We start from the raw sequence: 20201 nt of genomic DNA, 5'->3' as shown, positions 1-20201 counted from the left end.
CGGAAAGAAGGGAGGGATTGGCCAACCAATGACGAAAGTCAGACAGCGCGCGTCCCTTCCCGTTGACGCCGTCAAGCTCGCGCTTGAGCGGGAGCACCAAAAGCGTGAGGACATCAAGCCCATCGAGCTTCTGAAAGTGGCCCTGTCCGCCTATCTTGCCTTCACGTTCAACGAGGACGAAGCGAACGCAAAGGCGACGGCCAAGACGCCTCTCGAGTCAACGGACAGCGCCGCCCTTCGCCGCGGAACCCAGGCGGCCGTCGACCGGCTGCTCTTCAACGCTAATTACTGGCGTGCCGCCTACGAATCGCGCGTTTTCGAAGCCTGCGAGCGGCCAGAGAACGCCCGGCAGTGCCTGCAGGCCCTCTCGGTTTGGACGGCGCACACCCTCAAGCTGAACACGCTGTCGCCCAACGAGGCCGTGGCCACCTTCGAGCGCTTCTGCCCGCCTTTCGCCCTGAACCGACGGCGGGGATCCCACGATCGGGATCGCGCGGGAAAAGGCCCTCTTCCCGATTTCAAGCGCGCCATCAGCCAGATCGCCGCAAGCGGAAGCGAGTCCGAAGCCTCCCTTGAGGCACTGCGCGCTCTGCTAGACACCATGGAGGCCGAGGCCGTCGGCTACGAGGGCCTAGGAACTGAAAGCTCCCTCACCGCCCTGTTCGACATCCTGCCCGCCTGGTGCCTGCAGAACCGCATCGAGCTGGTCAGCGGCCCGTGGTGGGACGACTGCGCCGTCATGAACGCCATCATCGACACGCTGCACGCCCGTTTCGTCGAGCTCGACTTCGGTGGAGCGGTCTGCGATTACTTCCTCGAATCATGCTACGAGGCGCTGGACGCCTACCACCGCGACCTTTCCAGCGAGCCCTGCCCTTGGAGCGAGTTCTCCGTCCCGGAGCTGATCGCCGTCATCCGCGAAGAGCGCGAGCGCCAACCCAGTTTCGAAACCGACGGATACGGCAGCAACCTTCCCGCGTGGCTCATCAGCAAAGAGCAGCTCGTCTGGAACATCTGGGTCTGCGCCCTTTACGGCCCGGCGAGCGCGCGGCCGCTGCTGGTCGATTCGCCCGACTTGCTGGCCAGCCAGGGGTACGCCGGAAAGACCGACGTCATCACCGAGCTGGCCCAGACGTCGTTTCTGCGCTACACGACCGACCGCATCGCGTCGCAGACCGACCAGGAGTACGCCTCCTTCGCGAGCCTGCCGCCCGATTTGCGCGACTCCTCCATCGCCTACATCAGCAGCATTCACAGCAAGCTGGAAACGCTCGGCTACGAGGTGCTGCCCGCGGGCAGCTGCTACCCCGAGCGCTGCGTGACCGCCTTTACCGCAAGCGAGGTGGAATGCCTGGCCATTCTGGAGCACCGCCGTTGGCTGCGCGAGCGGCAGCGCGCCGGCTGGCGCTACGGCACCGCCAAGGACGTGGAGCGCCGGCGCAGCCCCTACATGGTGCCGTGGGAGGAGCTGCCCGACCGCGCCAAGGAATGGAACCGCTCGGCCGTGCGCAGCATTCCCAGCCTGCTGGCCAGCGTGAACCTGGCCGTGGTGAAGTAGCGGCGCCTTTCCCGCGCAATAGCGCCGTGGTGAAGCAGCAACGGGTCGGTAATGGTTGGCGGCTGCTTCTGGCGCGGCGACGTCGGGGGCTTCTAAGATGGAGGTCGCGCCTGCCCCTGCGGGCGTCCATCGACGAAAGAAGGCTCATCATGATTGAATCGACTCAGGTTCTGCATCAACTGAAAGTGGCGACCAACTACAGCAAGCTGGCCATGCACAAGTGCGGCCCGCGCAGCTTCAAAAGCGGGCAGGGCGCCATGTGTAAGGTGCTCTACAAGTTCGGCGACGGGAAACTGTCGCTGAAGAAGCTGGAGGAGCGTCTCGGCTGGGACGGCCACGAGGTCGTTCGCGTGGCCGAGAAGGCCCAGGAGAACGGCTACGTGCGCTTTGCCACCAGCAAGAAGGGCAAGCTGTCCGTAGCGCTGACCGACAAGGGCACCATGGTCGTCGAGAAGCGCCTGGCCGCCGAGGACCGCGCGGCCGACGAGGTGCTGGAGGGCCTGTCCGACAAGGAGCGCGAGTGCCTGCTGAAGCTGACCGGAAAGGTGATCGATAACTGCAAGGCCATGGGCGTCGATTACCGCACCATCGCCGTCAAGGGCTGTCGCGACCGCAAACCCGGCCACCATCACAACCACGGCTGCTGCCGACGCTAAAACAGAGCGAAAGAGCCGCCGATCGAATGAGCTCGGCGGCTCTTTTATGGTCGCAAGGAAAGTAGGACGACGAAGGCTCTCGTTGACGCCGCGGGCGTTACCTGCAAAACCGCTTTCGCCACCCTTCAAAAACTCTGCCGTGACGGGTTGTTGGATGGAGGGGGTCAAAGCTCTCGCGACCCACAACAGTGTTACATATTGCGTAATGATTGATTACTCAGTATTGCGCAGTAGCTACTCAGCAAAGCACGCCTGCCAGTCAATGGCCTCCATGATCGCTACAACCGTCTCGCATGTCCCGGCGAGGGTCATGTCGCCCACGTACGGATACTTGCGGGCGTACGCCGCCCATCGATCCCGCATGACGGCGTCGGAGGCCACCTCGGCCATCACCGCGCGGTAGCTGCCCATCGCGGCAAGCGTGCCGCGCTTCCCGGATGTAGCCGCAAGGGCGTCCCGGAGCACGTCTGGCTCCACCTCCGCCCTCCTTGTGAGCCAGAGCATGCGCAGGTCGTAGTAGTCGCGCGGGCGTGTGTTCGCGATGCCGCGGCTCACGACCGTCTCCAACTTTTCCGCCAGCGTGGTGGGGAGCGGGTAAGCCATTAGCGAGAGTGAGCGGTTGTCGAACATGAGAGGATAGCTGTACTCGACAGCGTCGGGCGTGATCTTGTCGCCCGTGGTCACATCGACGGTGACAGGCGAGCGCATCTTCTCATAACTGGCCAACAGGTGCACGCGTATGCCCGGGTAGTCATCTGTCTCGCGTATGTCCTCCGTGCGGACGAACTCGAACGAGAAGTCGTCATCGGCCTCCACGGCCGCGATCTCGCGGAACGCCCTCTCTGCATTCTCGTGGGTAAGCGGGAAGCCGCGAACCGTCGCGTCGAGGTCCTTGGTGCTCCGCCTGTCAACGCCCATCAGCGAGCTGATGAGCACGCCTCCCTTGACGACAACGCTGTCACGCCAGGGCGAGAGGGATATCCGCTCGAGCAACCGTTCAAGCAGGTAACTCTGCATCACGAGCTGCGGGGGCACCCCTCCTTCCTTGGCGCGATTGCTGATGATGGCCTTGAGCTGCATCGCATTTTTAGTTCTCACAGCAGCACCTCCAGGTAGTTTCGTATCTTTTTCTCCACACCAAGCGCCCGCGCGTAGCCCAGCAGCTTCTGGACGTCCTTCTCGCGGCTGCGGACGTACTGCTTCATCGCCGGGTTGACCACCTGCACGTCAACGGCGCGATGCCCCCGGACGATGTCGCAGAGCGTGCGCTCCAGGTCATAGGCGCTCACTTCGTTGCCGTACGGGGTTCTGACCGTCGTAAGCCCCAGGCCGAGCACCTCATCCGCGCACGTGCGCACCTCGATGCCCGCCTCACGCACCTTGGTAGCTCCGTACGAGCGCGGGAAGGTCATCGTAAGCTGAAACGGCACGCGGTCAGCGTAGCCATGAAGGTAGAGAGCAGTTCCATCCGAGAGAATGCCCTTGGGGAAGCGGAGCTGTGCGGCAAGAAATTCGTCCTCCCATGCGTCCGCCATGCGGTAGACGCCACGCTGCACACGCTCAAGCTTGCCCGCCTTCACCATGTCCGAAATTCGCGCACGGGGAATCCCGGCGTCCACAACCTGCGCCGTCGTCACCAGGCCGCTGCTCGATTCCGCCAAGTCAATGATAGCCTGCACCCCCACCACCTTCTCATTGTCCGTTTACACTGAATATTTTCTCATATTCAGTTAATACGGACAACGGAAAAATCGGAAGAACGCACCCGCCTTCCATCCATCCAGTAGGCACCACTATGAGCGTCACGCCATCTACCAAGATTCAGTGGAACTCTCTTCGCTGGCACTGTCCAACCTCTTGCTTAAATTCCAATAGGCGGCTACCGGCCGTAACGCACGAGAACGGGCAATCCTTGAGGTCGCCGCAGAGCTTGAAATCAGTGAACGGACACCACGACACTTGATCCCTCAATTTGCTGATGGCAGGTTGCTCGTCGCTGAAGGCTCAACCACTAATCGTATCTACTACACGCCAAGCAAGCCCTGAGAAGAACGTCTCCTTGCGCAGTTCGTTCAGGGTCCATCCGCCACCCAAGCTGCACGGGAGGAACCATGGCTACGGCGACAAAGAGCCTACTACCTCTCGATCTCCCATCGTTGTGCAAAGCTCTCAGCGCGCGCAACCCTTTCCTCAGGGCGCATGCGCGTTATAAAACGATCGACATCAACAGCACTTATAGCGCCAGACTTGCGGGCACCTTTATCGCGGAGCATCTCATACATCATCTGAACCGACAGCGTTGGTAAGCTTCGAACTCCTTCTCGGCTTTCTCGATAGCCTGCTTGTGGGAGATGGCTCTATGCCCTTCGAGCAGCGCTCGACGCGAGTTGACGATTTCCCGATCAAGCTCTTCAACCCATTCGGCCATGGTCATCGCTCGCTCTTCTAGAGCCTGCAATTCGGCATAATCGAGAAAACGAGCGACCAGCAGATTGAGCGTTTGCAACTCTTTTTCGGTGAGATAGTTTTTCGCAATGCATACGTCAGCTTTAGTGAGGTAGTCGCCATCGAACGTCGTCATACCCACAAGCGGCTTGTCGCGGTCGACGCGGTCGTAGATGACCTCAGCCGCCGTGCGCTCGTGAACAGCGTAATGAAGTTTGTTCTGCACGGTAGCGAAGAACGTGCGCATCATAGAGGATTTCGGATCATAGTCGATGGCCGTCGCATAAATGTCCGTTACCTGCTGATAGAGGTTGCGTTCGCTAGAACGAATATCGCGAACCCGCTGCAGCAGCTCGCGGAAATAGCGGCTGCGACCGTCCTTGAGCCGGCGATCATCGAGCGCGAAACCTTTGACAGCGTACTCCTTGAGAACGCACGTAGCCCATTGCCGAAAACGAACGCCCTGCTGGGACTTCACGCGATAACCTACAGAGATGATGACATCGAGGTTGTAGTGCTCGACCAGACGCTCAACCTCGCGCCCTCCCTCGACTTGAACTGTTGCAAAATTTGCAACAGTTGAGCATTCTTCGAGTTCTCCCTCATCGAAAACATTTTGGATGTGCCGAGAGATCGTCGACTTATCGCGTCCAAAAAGGCATCCCCAAGAACGTCTTCCCCAAGCCCATCGCACTTCTCATGCTAAACAAAAAAGCCGCCGAGCGAACTCAGCGGCTGACAATTCTTGGTCGCGGGGGGCGGATTTGAACCACCGACCTTCGGGTTATGAGCCCGACGAGCTGACCAGACTGCTCCACCCCGCAATGGGTTACCTCAAAGGGCAAGGATATATATTACTCGCCTGAGCGCGAATTGCAAGTCTTCGATCACACTTCACCTCATTCGGCACAATTCCTGCACATGTTCGCCGTCCCAATAGCCTCCAACACGATTTGTCGCATCGTACACGGACGACCACCCTACTCCGTGCTATGATGCCGCCTATGCTTTCCCAGATCAGACAAAACGGACTGCCCTCGTGGGCCTACAAGGCGGCGCTGCTTTTGGCGGCCGCCATTTGGGGCATGGGCACGGTGGTCATCAAGTCCACCGTCGACGAGTTCCCGCCCGCGTGGATCGTAGGCGTCCGCTTCACCCTGGCCGGCATCATCCTCGGCATTGCCACGGCACCGCGCATCTCCCGCGCCTTCGCCCGCAACAAGCGCGGACATCTGCGCGACGGCGCGGTGCTGGGCGTCTTTCTGTTCCTCTCCTACTGGTTCAACTCCACGGGACTCACGGACACCACCGCCTCCAACAGCTCGTTTCTCACCACGCTGTACTGCGTGATCATCCCCTTCCTCGGATGGATCATCATTCGGAAGCGCCCGACCCGCTACAACATTGCGGCGGCTATCCTGTGCGTCACCGGCGTGGGCTGCGTGGCCTATGCCGGCATCGGCGAGTTCTCGCTGCGCTTCGGCGACTTCATCACGCTGGCCTCGGCTCTCTGGCTCAGCTTCCACGTGCTGTACACGGCGAAGTACGCGCCGGGACGCTCTATGATGCTGCTCACGGTCATTCAGTTCATCGTGGCGGGCCTGCTGGGCCTCATCACCGGGCTTATCACCGAGCCCATGCCTGACTTCAGCCAGCTGGGCGCCGACACTTGGATGAGCCTCATCTACATCACCGTGTTCGCCTCTTGCGTGGCCCTAGGATTGCAAAACGCCGCCGTGGCCCGCGTTGATCCGGCCCAGGCAGCGCTGTTTCTGGCCACCGAATCGGTGTTCGGCGTGACGTTCTCCATCCTGCTCTTGGGCGAGGCGCCGGCGATTTCCGCCTACCTGGGATTCGCCCTCATCTTCGTCGGCATCGTCGTCAGCGAGTATTTGCCCCTGCGCGCTGAAAAGATCGCAGCCCAAAAAGCAAGGGCGACAGCCGAAGCCGCCGCCCTCGATTGCAAACAAGTCGAAACCCAGGCAACCGACCTCGAAGAGGCCGATGCGTTCATGCGCTAGCTATTCCCGGCCATCCCAGCAGTAGGTGCAGATTTTCTCTGGGTCGATGCCGATGGCCTCTATCATGCCCTGGAGGCTCTGGTAGCTCAGGGAATCGAAGCCCATGTCCTCGCAGATGGTCTTCAGCAGGCACTGGCCGCGCTCGGTGCGGGCGTCGGCGTACTCGGACAGGTGCGCCACGCCCTCCTCGCCTTCCAGCTGGTCGACCACCCGGCGTGCGATGAGATCCATGTCCGACTTGCTAGACGAGAAGCTCAGATACTTGCAGCTGTACATGATGGGCGGGCACGCGCTGCGCATGTGTACCTCAGCGGCACCGGAGTCGTACAGAAAGTTCACCGTCTCGCGCAGCTGGGTGCCGCGCACGATGGAGTCATCCACGAACAAGAGCTTCTTGTCGCGGATGAGCTCGGGCACCGGCACCTGCTTCATGTTGGCGATCTTGTTGCGCAGATCCTGGTTCGCCGGCATGAACGACCGCGGCCAGGTGGGTGTGTACTTGATAAACGGACGACCGAAGGGCATCTTGCTCTCGGTCGAATAGCCGATGGCATGGGGGATGCCGGAATCGGGCACGCCGGCCACGAAGTCCACCTCGGGGCACGCGCCGCGCGCTGCCTCGTCGCGAGCCATGATGGCACCGTTGCGGTAGCGCATCACTTCCACGTTCATACCCTCGTAGTTGGAGTTCGGGTAGCCGTAGTACACCCACATGAACGCGCACATCTTCATCTCGTCGCGCGCCGGCGAGAGTACCTCAACCGCATCGGGCGTAAGCCGCACGATCTCCGCCGGGCCCAGCTCGTACTCGTCGTGATAGCCCAGCTTGTGATAGGCAAAGCTCTCGAAGGCAACGCAGTGGCCGTCATCGTCGGCGCCCACAAGCACCGGCAAGCGACCCATGAAGTCGCGGGCCGCAATGATGTCGCCGTCCTCGGTCATAATGAGCAGCGTGAGCGAACCGTCAATCTTCGATTGGGCATACTGGATGCCGGCGACCAGGTCATCCTTCTGGTTGATGAGCGCCGCCACCAGCTCGGTTGAGTTCACCGCGCCAGAGCTGAGCGCCATAAACTGCGCATCGTGATCCTCGAAATACTCTTCCACCAAGGCCTCGGCATTGTTGATGGCACCGATGGTCGTGATAGCGAAGGTGCCCAAATGCGAGCGCACGAGCAGCGGCTGCGGGTCGGCGTCCGAGATGCATCCGATGGCGCTCGTGCCGTGGAAGCGCACGATGTCGTCCTCGAATTTCGTGCGGAACGGCGTGTTCTCGATAGAGTGAATCTGACGCTGGTAGCCATCCTCGTGGTCAAGCACGATCATGCCCGCTCGACGCGTGCCGAGATGCGAGTGGTAATCGACGCCGAAGAAAACATCCATCACCACGTCGCGCTTGGAAACCGCTCCGAAAAAGCCGCCCATGAAATCCTCCGTCTTAGTGTTTCAACGATAGATCAAAGTATAAATGGTGCGCCTGAACGATTGTTGCCTTGCGGTTAATTGGCTCAAAATTCACGATTTTAGGGAGAAGGCCTGCCAGATGAGCCAGGTGCGTCCGCGCCTACTCGATGACATAGCGATGCTGCCGAACGGCGGCCACCGCTGCGGCATTCAGCGAGCAGCCGATGCCCGTCTCGTGGCCCGGGGCGTTCAGCGTGATGATGCCGTCGGGGGCGGTATAGGCAGGCACCGTGAGGTCGGCGTCGAAGTAGCGCGCCGTGGCGCCCAGATCGCCGGGGATGACCACTCCGGGCAGCGTTTGGAAGGCCGCGTGGGCAAACCGCGACACGCCGGTATCGTACATGCCGCTCATGCAAACCTCGCGGCCCTCGGCCAGCGCTCGGTGCACGAAGGCGAGCGACCGCTCGATGCCGCCGAACTTCCCGATCTTCACCATGGCGCAGCGCAACTCGGGATGCTCGAACAAGCCGGCGGCCTCTTCGGCGTTCACGAAGGATTCGTCCACGCAGATGGGCATGGCCAGCGTATGCTGGAACGACGCGAGTCGGGTGAAAGGGTCTCGCAAAGCCCGCTCGCCCCCGGCGGCGGCCAGGTTCAGTGGCTCTTCGATCCAGCCGATATCCAGCTCGTCGTAGGAGCGCAGCTCGGCCAGGTTGTGCAGGCCGAAGCTCTGGTTCGCGTCCAGGGTGATAAGCAGATGCGGGAACGCCCGACGCACCGCGCGTACCGCCGGAAGCCCCCGACCGGGAGCCACCTTCAACTTAATGCGCTGGTAGCCCGCGTCCACGCACTCGCGCACTTCGGCCACCGTTTGGGCGGGCGTGCCCAGGCCCACCACCGCGCCGCTGTACACCTTGCGCGTCGCCCCGCGTCGATCCCCGGAGTGCGCCAAAGCCACAGCGGCGTCGTCTCCCTCGAGGGCCGCAGCGACCCGGTTCATACGGTCGAACTCCTCGCCGAGCAGCTTCCACAGGGGTTTTTCCGTAACCTTGCCGTACAAGTCCCAGCAGGCCATCTCCAAAGCGCTCACCGCCATGGGGAACGCCTCCGCACCTTCCAGCGAGAACAGGTCGGCCGCCACCTCGCGCGGGTGCAGGTACGTGCCGGCGATGACCCGGGGCGCCAGCACGTCGCGCAGCACGCGCAGATCGTCGCCGAGGGTCTCGGGCAGATACCAATCAGTGTCGAAGGCCGTGCATTCCCCCAGCCCTACGCGGCCCTTGCGATCGATCACCTCGACAATCACCGTGTCGCGGTAGGTCAGCGTCTCCTTCGGCGTTTTGAAGGGCTTGGAAAACGGCAGGCGCCCATGATGCAGCACCACGCGCCGAATGTCGATGTTCTCGTGGAACAGCGCCTCGCAAGCGGCGCGATCGATCTTACCGATGCCCGAGCGAGGCAGCTCGTCCACAATGGAGATCTGCTCGGGCACGTACAACTTCGACAGCCGCTGGGAAAGGGCCTCCCGCAGCGTGCGCGTGCTGATGAGCGGGGCGTCCGGCGTCAGCTCTACCACCGCTGCCGGGCGCCGGCCCCAGCGCGCGTCGGGCAGGCCGAACACGTAGGCGTCGGCCACGCCGGGAATGCGCACCAGGGCATCGACGATCTCGGCCGGGTACACGTTCTCACCGCCGGAAATGAACATGTCGCCGGTGCGCTCGCGCACGTAAAGGCAGCCGTCGTGCAGCGCCGCCGTATCGCCCGTGAGGAAGAAACCGTCCACGGTGAAGGGTGCCCGAGCGTTGGCGTAGCCGCCGAACACCCCCGGCCCGCGCAGGGCCAAACGGCCGAAGCCGGCTGCGTCCGGTTCCACAATACGGGCCGAATAACCTGGCAGAAGCCGCATACCTCCCGTGAACTGGGGCGTGATCAGCGTGTTCGCCACTTGGCTCGACGTCTCGGTCATGCCGTAGCTGGCATACACGCGCCCGCCGGCCTCCAGAGCCCGGGCCACGGTCTTCGCGTTCAGCGGGCCGCCGCCGAGCAGCACGCACTCGTACTGGGCCAGCGCGCTCGGCCGCGCATTCAGCATGTCCTGCAGCATCTTGTCCACCACCGAGATATGGGTGGCGTGCATCACCTCGGCGTCACGCAGCACCGCCGCCGCGTCGAAGCGCTCGTAAATACGCAGAGGCCAGCGGCTGCAGACGCTGCGCACAAGCACCTGAAAACCGCCCACGTGGAAAAACGGCAGCACCGCTTGCCACAGGCCGCGCCCCCGAACGCGCCCAGAAAGCACCCGGTTCGACGCCTTCGACGCCTCCACGAGGTTGCCCCAGGTGAGCTCGGCCGCCTTGGGCTTGCCCGTCGTGCCGGAGGTGAACATGATGAGGGCCCGATGGCTGGAATCGAAGACATGGGCGGCTCGTTCGGCGAAGTGGATGGCATCCTCGACTGAGCCGCCGAGAGAGTCGTCCACCCGTCCCGCCCGCTCGTTGCGCAGAAGCGAGTTGCACACCGCCTCGAAGAGCTTGGGCTCGCCGGCCGCGTCCACCGTGTAGGCCACGCGCAGCCCCGCCCGTTCCAGCTCCAGCACGCGCGTGAGCTTCTCGGCGTCGGTCAGCCGGTGGTTCAGCGCCACCAGGGCGAACCCCCCGTAGGCCGCCGCCAAGGCAAGGAACACGTACATGGGGCCGTTCGGCAGATCCACCGCCACCGCATCGCCTGGGAAGACGCCCTTATCCCGCAGCCGCCGCGCGAGCTGAGAGGCGATGAGCCTCGCCTGGCGATAGGTGTAGGCCGTCTCGTTGCCGCGCCGATCGACCGCCGTGAAGAACACGGCCTCAGGGCGCAACTGCGCGGTGCTTTCGAAGATATCGATCATGAACGGCTCGTGGAACTCCTTGGGCGCGATAAGCTGAACAGGGCACAGGAAGCCCCCCGCCGGCTGCGGCAGGGGGGCGAAGCATCCTACGGAAACTTCGGGAACTGGGTGAAGTCGGGGGCGCGCTTCTCCTTGAAGGCGTCGCGGCCCTCTTTGGCCTCGTCGGTGGTGTAGTACAGAAGTGTGGCGTCGCCGGCCAGCTGCTGCAGACCCGCAAGGCCGTCGGTGGCGGCGTTGAACGATGCCTTCATGAAGCGCAGGGCTGTGGGGGAAAACTGCATCATCTCGGCGGCCCAGGCCATGCACTCGTCTTCCAAATCGTCGAAGGGCACGACCTTGTTCACGAGGCCCATTTCCAACGCCTCGTCGGCCGTGTACTGGCGGCAGAGGTACCAGATCTCGCGAGCCTTTTTCTGACCCACGATGGCGGCCAGATACCCCGCGCCGTAGCCGGCATCGAAAGAGCCCACCTTAGGCCCGGTCTGGCCAAACTTCGCCGTATCGGCCGCAATGGTGAGGTCGCACAGAATAGAGAGCACATGCCCTCCGCCGATGGCGTAGCCGTTCACCATGGCGATGACGGGCTTAGGCACTACGCGGATGAGCCGCTGCAAATCGAGCACATTCAGGCGCGGGATGTTGTCCTCGCCCACGTACCCTCCGTTGCCGCGCTTCTTCTGGTCGCCGCCGGAGCAGAACGCCTCGTCCTCGTGGCGGCCGCCGTGGTTCACGCCGGTCAGCAGAATGACGCCCACGGACGCATCATCGCGCGCCTCGGAGAAGGCGTCGTACATCTCCATCACCGTCAGCGGGGTGAACGCGTTGCGCCGCTCGGGCCGATTGATGGAGATCTTCGCCACCCCATCGCACAACTCGTAGCGAATCTCGCGGTACTCTTTACCGCACTTCCAATCGTAGTTGCTCAACTTACATCCCTTCTGTTTCGAAGCGCTTCTTCAGGGCTTCCTGGTGGATGGCGTGCTGCAAGGCCACTTCCTTGGAAATCGTGCCCTCTTTCACCAGGCGGTGCAGGCTCTGGTCCATGGTGCGCATGCCGGCGCCGGACGACGAGGCGATAACCGAGTCGATCTGATGGGTCTTCTCCTCGCGGATGAGGTTGCGGATGGCCGGCGTGGCGGTCATGATCTCGAAGACGGGTACGATACCCCCGTCCACCGTGGGCACGAGCTGCTGGCTCACCACGGCCTGCAGCACAAGCGACAGCTGCATGCGAATCTGGCGCTGCTGGTTGGCCGGGAAGGCGTCGATGATGCGGTCCACCGTGGAGGAGGCGCCCGTGGTGTGCAGGGTGGAGAATAGAAGCTGGGCCATCTCGGCGGCGGTCATAGCGGTGCCGATGGTCTCCTGGTCGCGCATCTCGCCGAGCAGGATGACGTCCGGCGCCTCGCGCATCGCGCTGCGCAGCGCCTCGGCGTAGGTGGCGACATCGGAGGGAATCTCGCGCTGGGTGACGATGCAGCCCTCGTGGCGATGCACGTACTCGATGGGGTCTTCCATGGTGATGATGTGCCCCGTGCGCGCCTTGTTCAGCTTGTCGATGATGCAGGCCAGCGTCGTGGACTTGCCGGCGCCCGCAGGACCGGTGACCAGCACGAGGCCCTTCTGGAAGTCGGCGCAGGCCATGACGTCGTCGGGGATGTGGTAGTCGGCGGGGTTGGGCAGCGTGAAGGGGATGACGCGAATGACGGCGCCCAAAGACCCGCGCTGGCGGAACACGTTCACACGGAAGCGCCCCATGCCCGGCACGGCGAAGGAGAAGTCGTCGTCATGGTTGTGGCCGTCCGTGAAGATCTGCTCGTCGCGGCCGGACAGCTCGTAGATGGCGTCCACCAGCTCCTTAGTATCGGCGGGCATGAGCGGCGCCATGTCCATGCGCACCTGACGGCCATCGGCGGTGTAGGTCAGCGGCAGGCCCGCGACGATGAAGACATCCGAGGCCTTCTTGTCGATCATTTCCTGCAGCAGTGCCTTCAGTTCCATAGAAGCTCTCCTTATCTTTCTAGCCGAGCCACAGGTTCTCGCCTGTGCCGTCGTCGATCCATTCCGCTGTGACTTTCCATTGCTCAATGGTGTAGGTATTGTTTTGAATCCGCAGCACGATGGCCAGCGTGCGACCGCTTTCCATCGAGAACGTAGCCGAGATGAGCTCGCCGTCGCGGACAGTCGAATCGCTGTAGCGCTGCAGAACGTCCTCCAATGTGCCTTCAGCCAACGCGGCGTCCACGTCGGCGACGAACTGCTGGCCGACGGATTCTAGCTGATAGGTCTCTGTGGTCGTGGCCGCTTGGCGCTCGGTGGTGGAAAGCTCCGCCAGCGATGTCGTGACGGAAAGCACCGTGAGCACGGCCAGGCACAGCACGATGATGAGGGTGAACAGGCTGATAGGACCGATGCGCACCGAACCGTGGGGCTTAGCCATGGGACACCTCCCCTTCGGTTGGAGCCGCGTCCGCGCCATCGGCGGCCGGACCGCCGGTCGCGCCCACCACGGGCGGCGCCGCAGGATCATCCAGCACGACCGACCGCGTCGCATCGTCGGCCGCACCGGTAGCCGAACGGGCGGTACGGGCACCGTCGGCGGGCACATAGCGCGACGTCTCCAGCGCGTACACGGGGCTCTCTTCCCACTTCTCGAAGCAAAGACCGCCAGGGGCAAATCCAATGCCTTCCTCGGCTGCCTTGGCCGAGTCATTAAGAACCCGCACCTTCCACACCTCAAGCGTCAGGTAGTGCATCGTCCCGGCTTCGGTGTCCTCGGTGCGAAACGTGCACTCGGCAGACAAGAGGTCGGAGCCGTTCTCTACCTCGTGCGCCGGCTGCGACAACCAGCGATCGGCCATGGGGTCGGCCTCGTAGGCTTCCTTGAAGGCAATCGGATCGGCGGCGAACTCCTCGGCCACATTCGAGGCCAGCACGAGCCCGTCCATCAGATCGGCGCTCTCGCGACCTATGCGGTCGGCCTCGGCGTTCAGGTTCATGAGCACCGCCAGCGAGCCCGTCAGAAACACGAGCAGAAGCAGCGCCTCCACGATGAAGGCGGCGCCGGGCCACACGGCCCGCTCCTTGCGTACGCGTCCGATGCGGTCGTTGTAACGGGCCAGGCGCGCGTCGGCGACATTCGCCTCGGCCCTATGGGCGGCCACAGAAGCGGACGCCATGGAGCGACGACTCTCGGATCCTCCGGCCATCACGCATCACCTCCCGCCGCGCGCAGAGCCACCGACGTCTGTCCGGCATCGGTGACGATGGTCAGCAATCCTCCCCCGTAGGAGAAGTCGAAGACGGACGACCGCACGATGGCCGTGGCCTTCGACGGGTCGTAGGGGGCATCGGCCAGGGCGTACTCCTCCATGATGACGCCGTCGTAGCGGTACAGGCGCGTCTCGTACACCCCGGAGGGCAGCGTCTCGCGCAGCACCAGGGCCGGGCCGTCCAAAAGGCAGCGCGTGTCGCTGGCGCCGGCTGCTTCGGGCAGCCCCAGCTCCTCGCGGCCTTGGGCGACGACCATGTCGACTCCCTCTTCGGTCACCCAAGCGCAGGCCACCGCATCAATCTGGTCGTTGGCCCGCACATCGTTGGCAAGCAGCGTAAGCGAGAGCCGCTGGTTGTCGGCCGCGTCTCCCTCGCGGTTCAGCCCGCGATACACGTCGGTGCCGGCCAGGATGGCCATCAGCAGCGTCGCCACGAACAGCGCGAACAGAAGCCCTGTGAACACGCGCCCGAAATCGCGCTCGCGCTGACGCCGCACACCGCCGGCCCCGTAGGTCTTGCTCGACGAGGCGAGCCGGGTCGCCCCTTTCAGCTTCTCGGTCATCGCGGCACCACCACCACGCTGGGCGGCACGTTGGAGGCGAAGGCCTCATAGGTGACCGCGTAATCCTGGTGGTTCACAATGAGCCCGTAATGCTCTTCCAAATAGCTGAGGCGCGCCGGATAGGCCCCTTCCACCGCCGCGCACTGCATGGCCGCATCCAGCACCGCCGTGCGCACCGAAGCCGCCGATTGGGCCTCGGTCTGGGCGCTCGTCATATCCCAGGCAAACCACAGCAGCACGGCCAGCACCACGGCCGCGATGACGGCAACCACCCGCCGGGTGCGCCGCTGCTGCATCTGGGCTGTCTTACCGTGAATCATGATGGCTAGCCGATCGAACCCATGATGCCGATCAGCGGCAGCATGACCGAGATGAGCGTGGCCCCCACGGCAATGGTGAGAAAGGCGGCCAAAGCCGGCTCGATGTTGTCAATGGCGGCATCAATCTGCAGAATGGCGTCGTCGAAGAAGTTGGCCGACAGGCGATCGAGCGCCGCGTCCAGCGAGCCGGAGCGCGTGCCGATGGTGAGCAGGCGCGCGTGAATTTGCTCGAACACCTCGGCTTCGCTGATGGCCTGAGCGAGCGAGCGCGGGCTTTCCGCGTCAATCATCAGCCCGTAGGCGGCCGTGGCCTTCACCTTAAGCCCCTCGTGCTCCACCACCTCGATGGCGCGCCGCATGGCCTCGTCGGTGTTGATGCCCGAGGCGGTGTAGGCGGCCAGCGCCGAGGCGAACCGGGACACGGCCAGCTGCTCCATAGCGGGACGGGTGGCCGGGAACTTCTCCATAAGGTGCATCACCGCGATGCGCCCCGCTTCCGAGCGGCAGGCGATGGCAGCGCCCACAGCCACGATAGCGCAGATGAGCGTGATGCCGAGGGCCACCCAGCCGATAGCCACCGACACGCCCACGGCCCCCGAGGAGCCGTCGGTGAGCGAGCCAGCCATGGAAACGTACACGTCCTCGAACACCGGCAGAATGATGATAACCGTGAAGGCCAAGATGATGCTCATGATGCACAGCAGCGCCGCCGGATAGCCCACCGACGAGCGAATCTTCGCGAAGAGGCGGTCCTCCTCGTCGTAGTAGACGCCGAGGGAGCGCAGCACTTCCTCCAGGCGGCCCGAGGCCTCGCCCACGCCCACCATATCCACGGCGTAGCGGGGGAAGGCGCCGGACGCCTTCATGGCGACCGCCAGCGTATCCCCGGCGCACAGGCGCCCGTAAACGCTCTCGCAGGTCGCCTGCAGAGCCACATCCCCAATGTCCTCGGAGAGCATTCCCACGGCCTCGTCAGTCTGGATGCCCGCCGCCAGCATCATGGCAACGCTCTCGCAGAAGAGGCTGATGCCTGCGCTATCGAGTTTTGGTTTGGCCATGGCGTCCCCTGCCCTTCTTCTAGTAGGTGTAACGATCGGTATAGCTCGTGCCGTCGCCAATGGTGCTTGCGGCGCCACTGGCGGCAAAGGTCAAATCTACGCGCGTCCAGCTGTTCGGCTTAATGCTTATCTCGACGCTTATCCATTCTCCGTCAATATATACCATGTTCCATGCATGGTACACATCATCAGGAGAAACGTAGCCGGTAATCACTTGGCAGGGAATGCCAAGGCTGCGCAGCATGGCCGCGCCCAGCGATGCGTAGTCGAAGCAGATGCCCGTCCCCGAGGCCAACGTTGCGTCCGGATCGGGCACGTATCCTGTGGCCGAGGCCAACTGGGCGGCCTTGTCGTGATCGTAGGTGATGTTGTCCACCACCCACTGGTAGATGTTGCGCACGACATCGCCCTGATTGGCAGCGCCCTGGGCCAGCTCGCGCGCCTTCGCCACCACGGCGGAGGACTCGTTGTAATTCACGAACATGTTCGGCACGAGGAAGGGCGCCGTCTCACTGGAAAGGTTCACGTTCTCGATGACGCTGAACAGCTCCACGTAGTTGTTACCTGAGGTGTTCTGCATAACGCGAAAGGTGTAGGGGCCATCGCCCATGTTGATGGGCACGATGATGGGCGTGCCGTCGCCGGGCAAATCGTAGTTGTAGCTCATCTCGCCCTTGACCACCTGGAACTTCAGGCGCGCATCGTTTCTCGCGGAAGCGCCCACGACGCCCTGGGCCAGCTGCGAGGTGTCGATGGCGCACTCGTTGCCGGTCTGGGCGGCGCCCTCGTTGAAGGCGACCAGAGCCACCGAACCGGGCACGGAGTAGGCCGGGCCCGAAGTAGTGCTCTCGCCATTGTTCGGGTCGCCCGAGCCTCCGGGAATGCCGGATCCGCCCGTGCCCCCCGAGCCTCCCGACGAGCCGCCGCACGCCACCAGCAAAGCCGCGCACGCCAGCATCAGGGCCACGGCAACGACGGTCGCCGCGCGGCGGTATGTCAGTCTGCGCGCCAAACCGCTACAGCCACTCCTTCAGGGTCTTCACCAGAAGCTCGATTTCCATAGGCTTGGACATATGGGCGTTCATGCCGGCGGCACGAGCACGGGCCACATCATCGGCGAAGGCATCGGCCGTCAGCGCCACGATGGGAATCTCGCCCAAATCGGGGCGCGGCGTAATCGTCGTATCATCAAGGCCCTTGCCCTCGGCGGCGGCGCGAATAGCGCTTGCCGACTCATAGCCGTTCATCACGGGCATCTGAATGTCCATGAACACCAAGTCGTAGTAGCCCGGCTCCGCATCGAGCAGCTTCTCCACCGCGATGCGGCCGTTCTCGGCATGATCCACTTCCAAGCCCGTCATGCCCATGATGTCCAGGGCAATGGCGGCGGCGATGGAATTGTCCTCGGTCAAAAGCACACGATGCCCGCTGAAGTCGCTCTGCTTGAGCACCTCGTACTCGCTGGTCGGCTCGCTCTCCTCTTCGGACGTGAGCAGGCCCTTCATCACATGCACGAGACGGCTCTTGAACAGCGGCTTGGCAATGAAGGCGTCCACACCCACCGAACGGGCCTCCTGCTCGACGGCCGTCCAGTCGTAGGCCGACAGGATGATGATGGGCATGTCGTCGGAGACAATCTCGCGAATCTCGCGGGCCGCCTCGATGCCGCTTTTGCCCGGCATCTTCCAATCAAGAATAACGGCTACGTAGCTGCGCTCATCCTCGACCGAATGGCGCACCGCCTCAACGGCGTCCTCGCCCGACAACACGTAGTCGGGCTCCATGCCGATGGACTTCAGCACCTCGCAAGCGCTTTCAGCGGCAGCCTCCTCGTCGTCGGCCACCAGCACCCGCAGACCCTCCAGAGGCGTCAGATCCTGGTCGTCGCCGTCGCGCAGCTTCATGTACACCGTCACCGTGAAGGTGGTGCCCTCGCCGAGCTTGCTCTTCACGTCGATGGTGCCGTTCATCAGGTTCACCACCGAGCGCACGATGGACATGCCAAGGCCGGTGCCCTCCACCTTCGTGACGCGCGAATCGTTGGCGCGCGTAAACGGCTCGAACACCGTCTTCACGAAGTCCTCGGACATGCCGCAGCCTGTGTCGGAGAACGTGAACTCGTAGCAGCCCGAGCCCTTCACGCGGCTCGGCAGCTCCTTGATGCGCAGGCTCACGGTACCGCCTTCGGGCGTGAACTTCACCGAGTTGCCCATGATGTTCACGAACACCTGCTGCAGGCGCATGGGATCGCCCACCACGTGCTCGTGCTGAATGTCGGCGATTTCCACCTTCAGGTTCAGCTTCTTGTCGTTGATCTGGGGCGTCATGATGGACATGAGGCTTTCCACCGTCTCCGGCAGGTCGAAGTCCTCTTCCGACAGCCCCAAGTTCCCGCTCTCGATCTTCGCCATGTCGAGCACCTCGTTGATGAGCCCGAGCAAGTGACGACTCGAGGTGGTGATCTTCGTGAGGCAGTCCTTCACGCGCTCCGGATCGTCCAGATACATCGAGGCGATGGCCGTCAGTCCCATGATGGAGTTCATGGGCGTGCGAATGTCGTGGCTCATGGAATTGAGGAAGTCGGTCTTGGCACGGCTGGCGCGCTCGGCCTCGCGGAACGCGTCTTCCAGCGCGTTGTGGTTCGCAATCTCGCGCTCTTTCACGTCGGTGACATCCTGCACCGAAAGCAGCACGCTCGTCACCTGGTCGGAGGCGTCGCGCTGCAGCGGCAGCATGGAGGCCTGCAACCAGCGAACCTCGCCCGTGTCGGGATCCTTCAGGCGATACTCGAAGTGCAGATACGTCGTGTCCGGCGTCAGATGCTCGCGAATGTGCTCCGGCGTGAGCTCGGTCTTCATGCGCTCGGCTTCCTCGTCGTCGCAGAAGCGCGTCTGCCAGTAGTAGCGGAACATATGGTACTCGCCGTTGCGCGGCAGGTCGTCCTTAATGCCCTCGTCCTTCAGATACTCGTAGGTGTTAGCGACCAGATCGATCACCGCGAAGCGCTGGAAGAGCGCCAGCGAAGAGTTCACGATGCTCGTCACATGGGCGCTCTCGCTTAAGAGCTTACGGCGCTGGCGCATGGTCTGCACGAGCAGGAAGCCCGCCACCAGGGCCAACGCGCCACCAACGAGGGCCACCAACATGAGACCGGCCGCATTCGCCCTGCTCTGCATGCCGTCGGTGATAGAGCTGGGGAAGGTGCGCATGATGAGCCAGTCGTAGTTCTCGATGGGCATGACGTACGCCGTGCCCGCGCCCGAATCCCCCTTGTAGTTGAAGGTGACGGACACGCCGCTTTCCAAAGACGCCTCCAGCTCGGTGCGCGAGATATTGCCCGAGGATTCGTCCTCGAGATACAGATCGACGGCGTTTTTCACCCCGCTGGTATAGGTGATGGACGAGTGGGCCATAACGTCGCCGTTGCGATCGAGCAAGTAGGTGTTGGTCTGCTCGTTGAAAATATAGGTGCGCAGGAACTTCTCCATGGAATCTTCCCGATACGCGCCGCAAATGACGCCAACCACTTCGTCCTTAAAGTAAAGCGGCGTGTAGAAAATGACAGAGAGGTCGTTGTAGAACAGCGAATTCTCGACCGCGCAGACGCCCGACTCGCCTTCCATGCCCCGCGCGAAGTATTCGCGATCGCTCGCGTCGGCCTCCTGGCCCTTGTCATCGACGGTGAGGCCATCGCTGAGAGAAATCGTCGTGTAATCGAACTTCGTGTAGTTCGCCAACTGCTCGATACCGGCAGCGCTAATCTCGTCCACGCTCGCAAGCGTGCTCTCGTACATGGAGGACAGGAGCTTGATCTCAGTCTGAGAGTCGGTCATCCACTCGCTGATGCGCCGCGCCGACTGCTCGGTGGAGCCCTGAAGGTACTTCGTGTTCTGCTCGTAGATGCGTTCGTTGTTCATCGCGATAAACGAAACGAGCGCGGCGATGACTATGGCCAGCGCGATAAGAATCACGGCAATGCGGCCGTACCTCGTTTTGTTGTCTGTTTCAGTCATTCGCTGG

Annotated in this window: 17 protein-coding genes and 1 tRNA gene; 3 read left to right on the top strand and 15 right to left on the bottom strand. The window is 62.9% G+C overall.

The window, feature by feature from the left end:
- Nucleotides 1-28: 28 nt before the first annotated feature.
- Nucleotides 29-1558 carry a RyR domain-containing protein gene (locus GO707_RS02340; protein WP_181869643.1) on the top strand — a complete coding sequence of 510 codons (1530 nt, stop codon included), beginning with the start codon at nucleotides 29-31 and terminating at the stop codon, nucleotides 1556-1558.
- A 149-nt stretch (nucleotides 1559-1707) separates the two neighbouring features.
- Entirely contained in the window at nucleotides 1708-2214 is a 507-nt protein-coding gene (locus GO707_RS02335) for a MarR family winged helix-turn-helix transcriptional regulator (RefSeq protein ID WP_114538956.1), read from the top strand.
- Nucleotides 2215-2448: 234 nt separating this feature from the next.
- Here the strand turns inward: GO707_RS02335 and GO707_RS02330 are convergent, their stop codons facing one another.
- The 4 genes from GO707_RS02330 to GO707_RS02315 form a co-directional block, all read right to left on the bottom strand.
- Nucleotides 2449-3312, bottom strand: coding sequence for a nucleotidyl transferase AbiEii/AbiGii toxin family protein (locus tag GO707_RS02330; protein WP_114538955.1), 864 nt, complete (start codon nucleotides 3310-3312; stop codon nucleotides 2449-2451).
- On the bottom strand, nucleotides 3309-3893 hold the full coding sequence (locus GO707_RS02325) for a type IV toxin-antitoxin system AbiEi family antitoxin domain-containing protein (RefSeq protein ID WP_302011579.1): 585 nt from the start codon (nucleotides 3891-3893) through the stop codon (nucleotides 3309-3311). The genes GO707_RS02330 and GO707_RS02325 overlap by 4 nt, the downstream gene beginning before the upstream one ends.
- A 602-nt stretch (nucleotides 3894-4495) precedes the next feature.
- Nucleotides 4496-5353 carry a virulence RhuM family protein gene (locus GO707_RS02320; protein ID WP_114538954.1) on the bottom strand — a complete coding sequence of 286 codons (858 nt, stop codon included), beginning with the start codon at nucleotides 5351-5353 and terminating at the stop codon, nucleotides 4496-4498.
- A 52-nt stretch (nucleotides 5354-5405) separates the two neighbouring features.
- Nucleotides 5406-5483, bottom strand: a tRNA-Met gene (locus GO707_RS02315).
- A 180-nt stretch (nucleotides 5484-5663) separates the two neighbouring features.
- Here GO707_RS02315 and GO707_RS02310 point away from each other — a divergent pair.
- The gene (locus GO707_RS02310) at nucleotides 5664-6680 is read left to right on the top strand and encodes a DMT family transporter (RefSeq protein WP_114538953.1); all 1017 of its coding nucleotides are present in this window, start codon (nucleotides 5664-5666) and stop codon (nucleotides 6678-6680) included.
- Here GO707_RS02310 and GO707_RS02305 read toward each other — a convergent pair whose 3' ends face one another.
- The 11 genes from GO707_RS02305 to GO707_RS02255 all read right to left on the bottom strand — a co-directional run bounded on the left by GO707_RS02305 (nucleotide 6681) and on the right by GO707_RS02255 (nucleotide 20194).
- A complete protein-coding gene (locus tag GO707_RS02305) occupies nucleotides 6681-8105 on the bottom strand; it encodes an amidophosphoribosyltransferase (protein ID WP_157011884.1) in 1425 nt (474 codons plus the stop codon).
- A 139-nt stretch (nucleotides 8106-8244) separates the two neighbouring features.
- Nucleotides 8245-10968, bottom strand: coding sequence for an AMP-binding protein (locus tag GO707_RS02300; RefSeq protein ID WP_114538951.1), 2724 nt, complete (start codon nucleotides 10966-10968; stop codon nucleotides 8245-8247).
- Nucleotides 10969-11054: 86 nt separating this feature from the next.
- Nucleotides 11055-11894 carry a 1,4-dihydroxy-2-naphthoyl-CoA synthase gene (gene menB / locus GO707_RS02295; RefSeq protein ID WP_114538950.1) on the bottom strand — a complete coding sequence of 280 codons (840 nt, stop codon included), beginning with the start codon at nucleotides 11892-11894 and terminating at the stop codon, nucleotides 11055-11057.
- A 1-nt stretch (nucleotide 11895) separates the two neighbouring features.
- Entirely contained in the window at nucleotides 11896-12969 is a 1074-nt protein-coding gene (locus GO707_RS02290) for a type IV pilus twitching motility protein PilT (protein WP_114549372.1), read from the bottom strand.
- Nucleotides 12970-12988: 19 nt separating this feature from the next.
- Complete coding sequence (locus GO707_RS02285) at nucleotides 12989-13408, bottom strand: S4A5 electrogenic sodium bicarbonate cotransporter 4 (RefSeq protein ID WP_114538948.1); 420 nt, start codon at nucleotides 13406-13408, stop codon at nucleotides 12989-12991.
- Nucleotides 13401-14177 carry a hypothetical protein gene (locus GO707_RS02280; RefSeq protein ID WP_114538947.1) on the bottom strand — a complete coding sequence of 259 codons (777 nt, stop codon included), beginning with the start codon at nucleotides 14175-14177 and terminating at the stop codon, nucleotides 13401-13403. The genes GO707_RS02285 and GO707_RS02280 overlap by 8 nt, the downstream gene beginning before the upstream one ends.
- Nucleotides 14177-14803, bottom strand: coding sequence for a DUF4860 domain-containing protein (locus GO707_RS02275; RefSeq protein ID WP_022741577.1), 627 nt, complete (start codon nucleotides 14801-14803; stop codon nucleotides 14177-14179). Before GO707_RS02275 ends, GO707_RS02280 begins: the two co-directional genes overlap by 1 nt.
- Nucleotides 14800-15123, bottom strand: coding sequence for a hypothetical protein (locus tag GO707_RS02270; RefSeq protein ID WP_041714710.1), 324 nt, complete (start codon nucleotides 15121-15123; stop codon nucleotides 14800-14802). Before GO707_RS02270 ends, GO707_RS02275 begins: the two co-directional genes overlap by 4 nt.
- 5 nt (nucleotides 15124-15128) lie before the next feature.
- Nucleotides 15129-16181, bottom strand: coding sequence for a type II secretion system F family protein (locus GO707_RS02265; protein ID WP_114538946.1), 1053 nt, complete (start codon nucleotides 16179-16181; stop codon nucleotides 15129-15131).
- A 19-nt stretch (nucleotides 16182-16200) separates the two neighbouring features.
- Complete coding sequence (locus GO707_RS02260; RefSeq protein WP_114538945.1) at nucleotides 16201-17193, bottom strand: transglutaminase-like domain-containing protein; 993 nt, start codon at nucleotides 17191-17193, stop codon at nucleotides 16201-16203.
- A 4-nt stretch (nucleotides 17194-17197) separates the two neighbouring features.
- A complete protein-coding gene (locus GO707_RS02255; protein WP_181869642.1) occupies nucleotides 17198-20194 on the bottom strand; it encodes a response regulator in 2997 nt (998 codons plus the stop codon).
- Nucleotides 20195-20201 lie beyond the last annotated feature (7 nt).

Origin of the sequence: Adlercreutzia rubneri, assembly GCF_009755265.1 — a bacterium.
In the GTDB taxonomy this organism is placed as follows: Bacteria; Actinomycetota; Coriobacteriia; order Coriobacteriales; family Eggerthellaceae; genus Adlercreutzia; species Adlercreutzia rubneri.
Note: the sequence above shows the minus strand (reverse complement) of the source record. Positions and strands in the feature narration are given on the sequence as shown.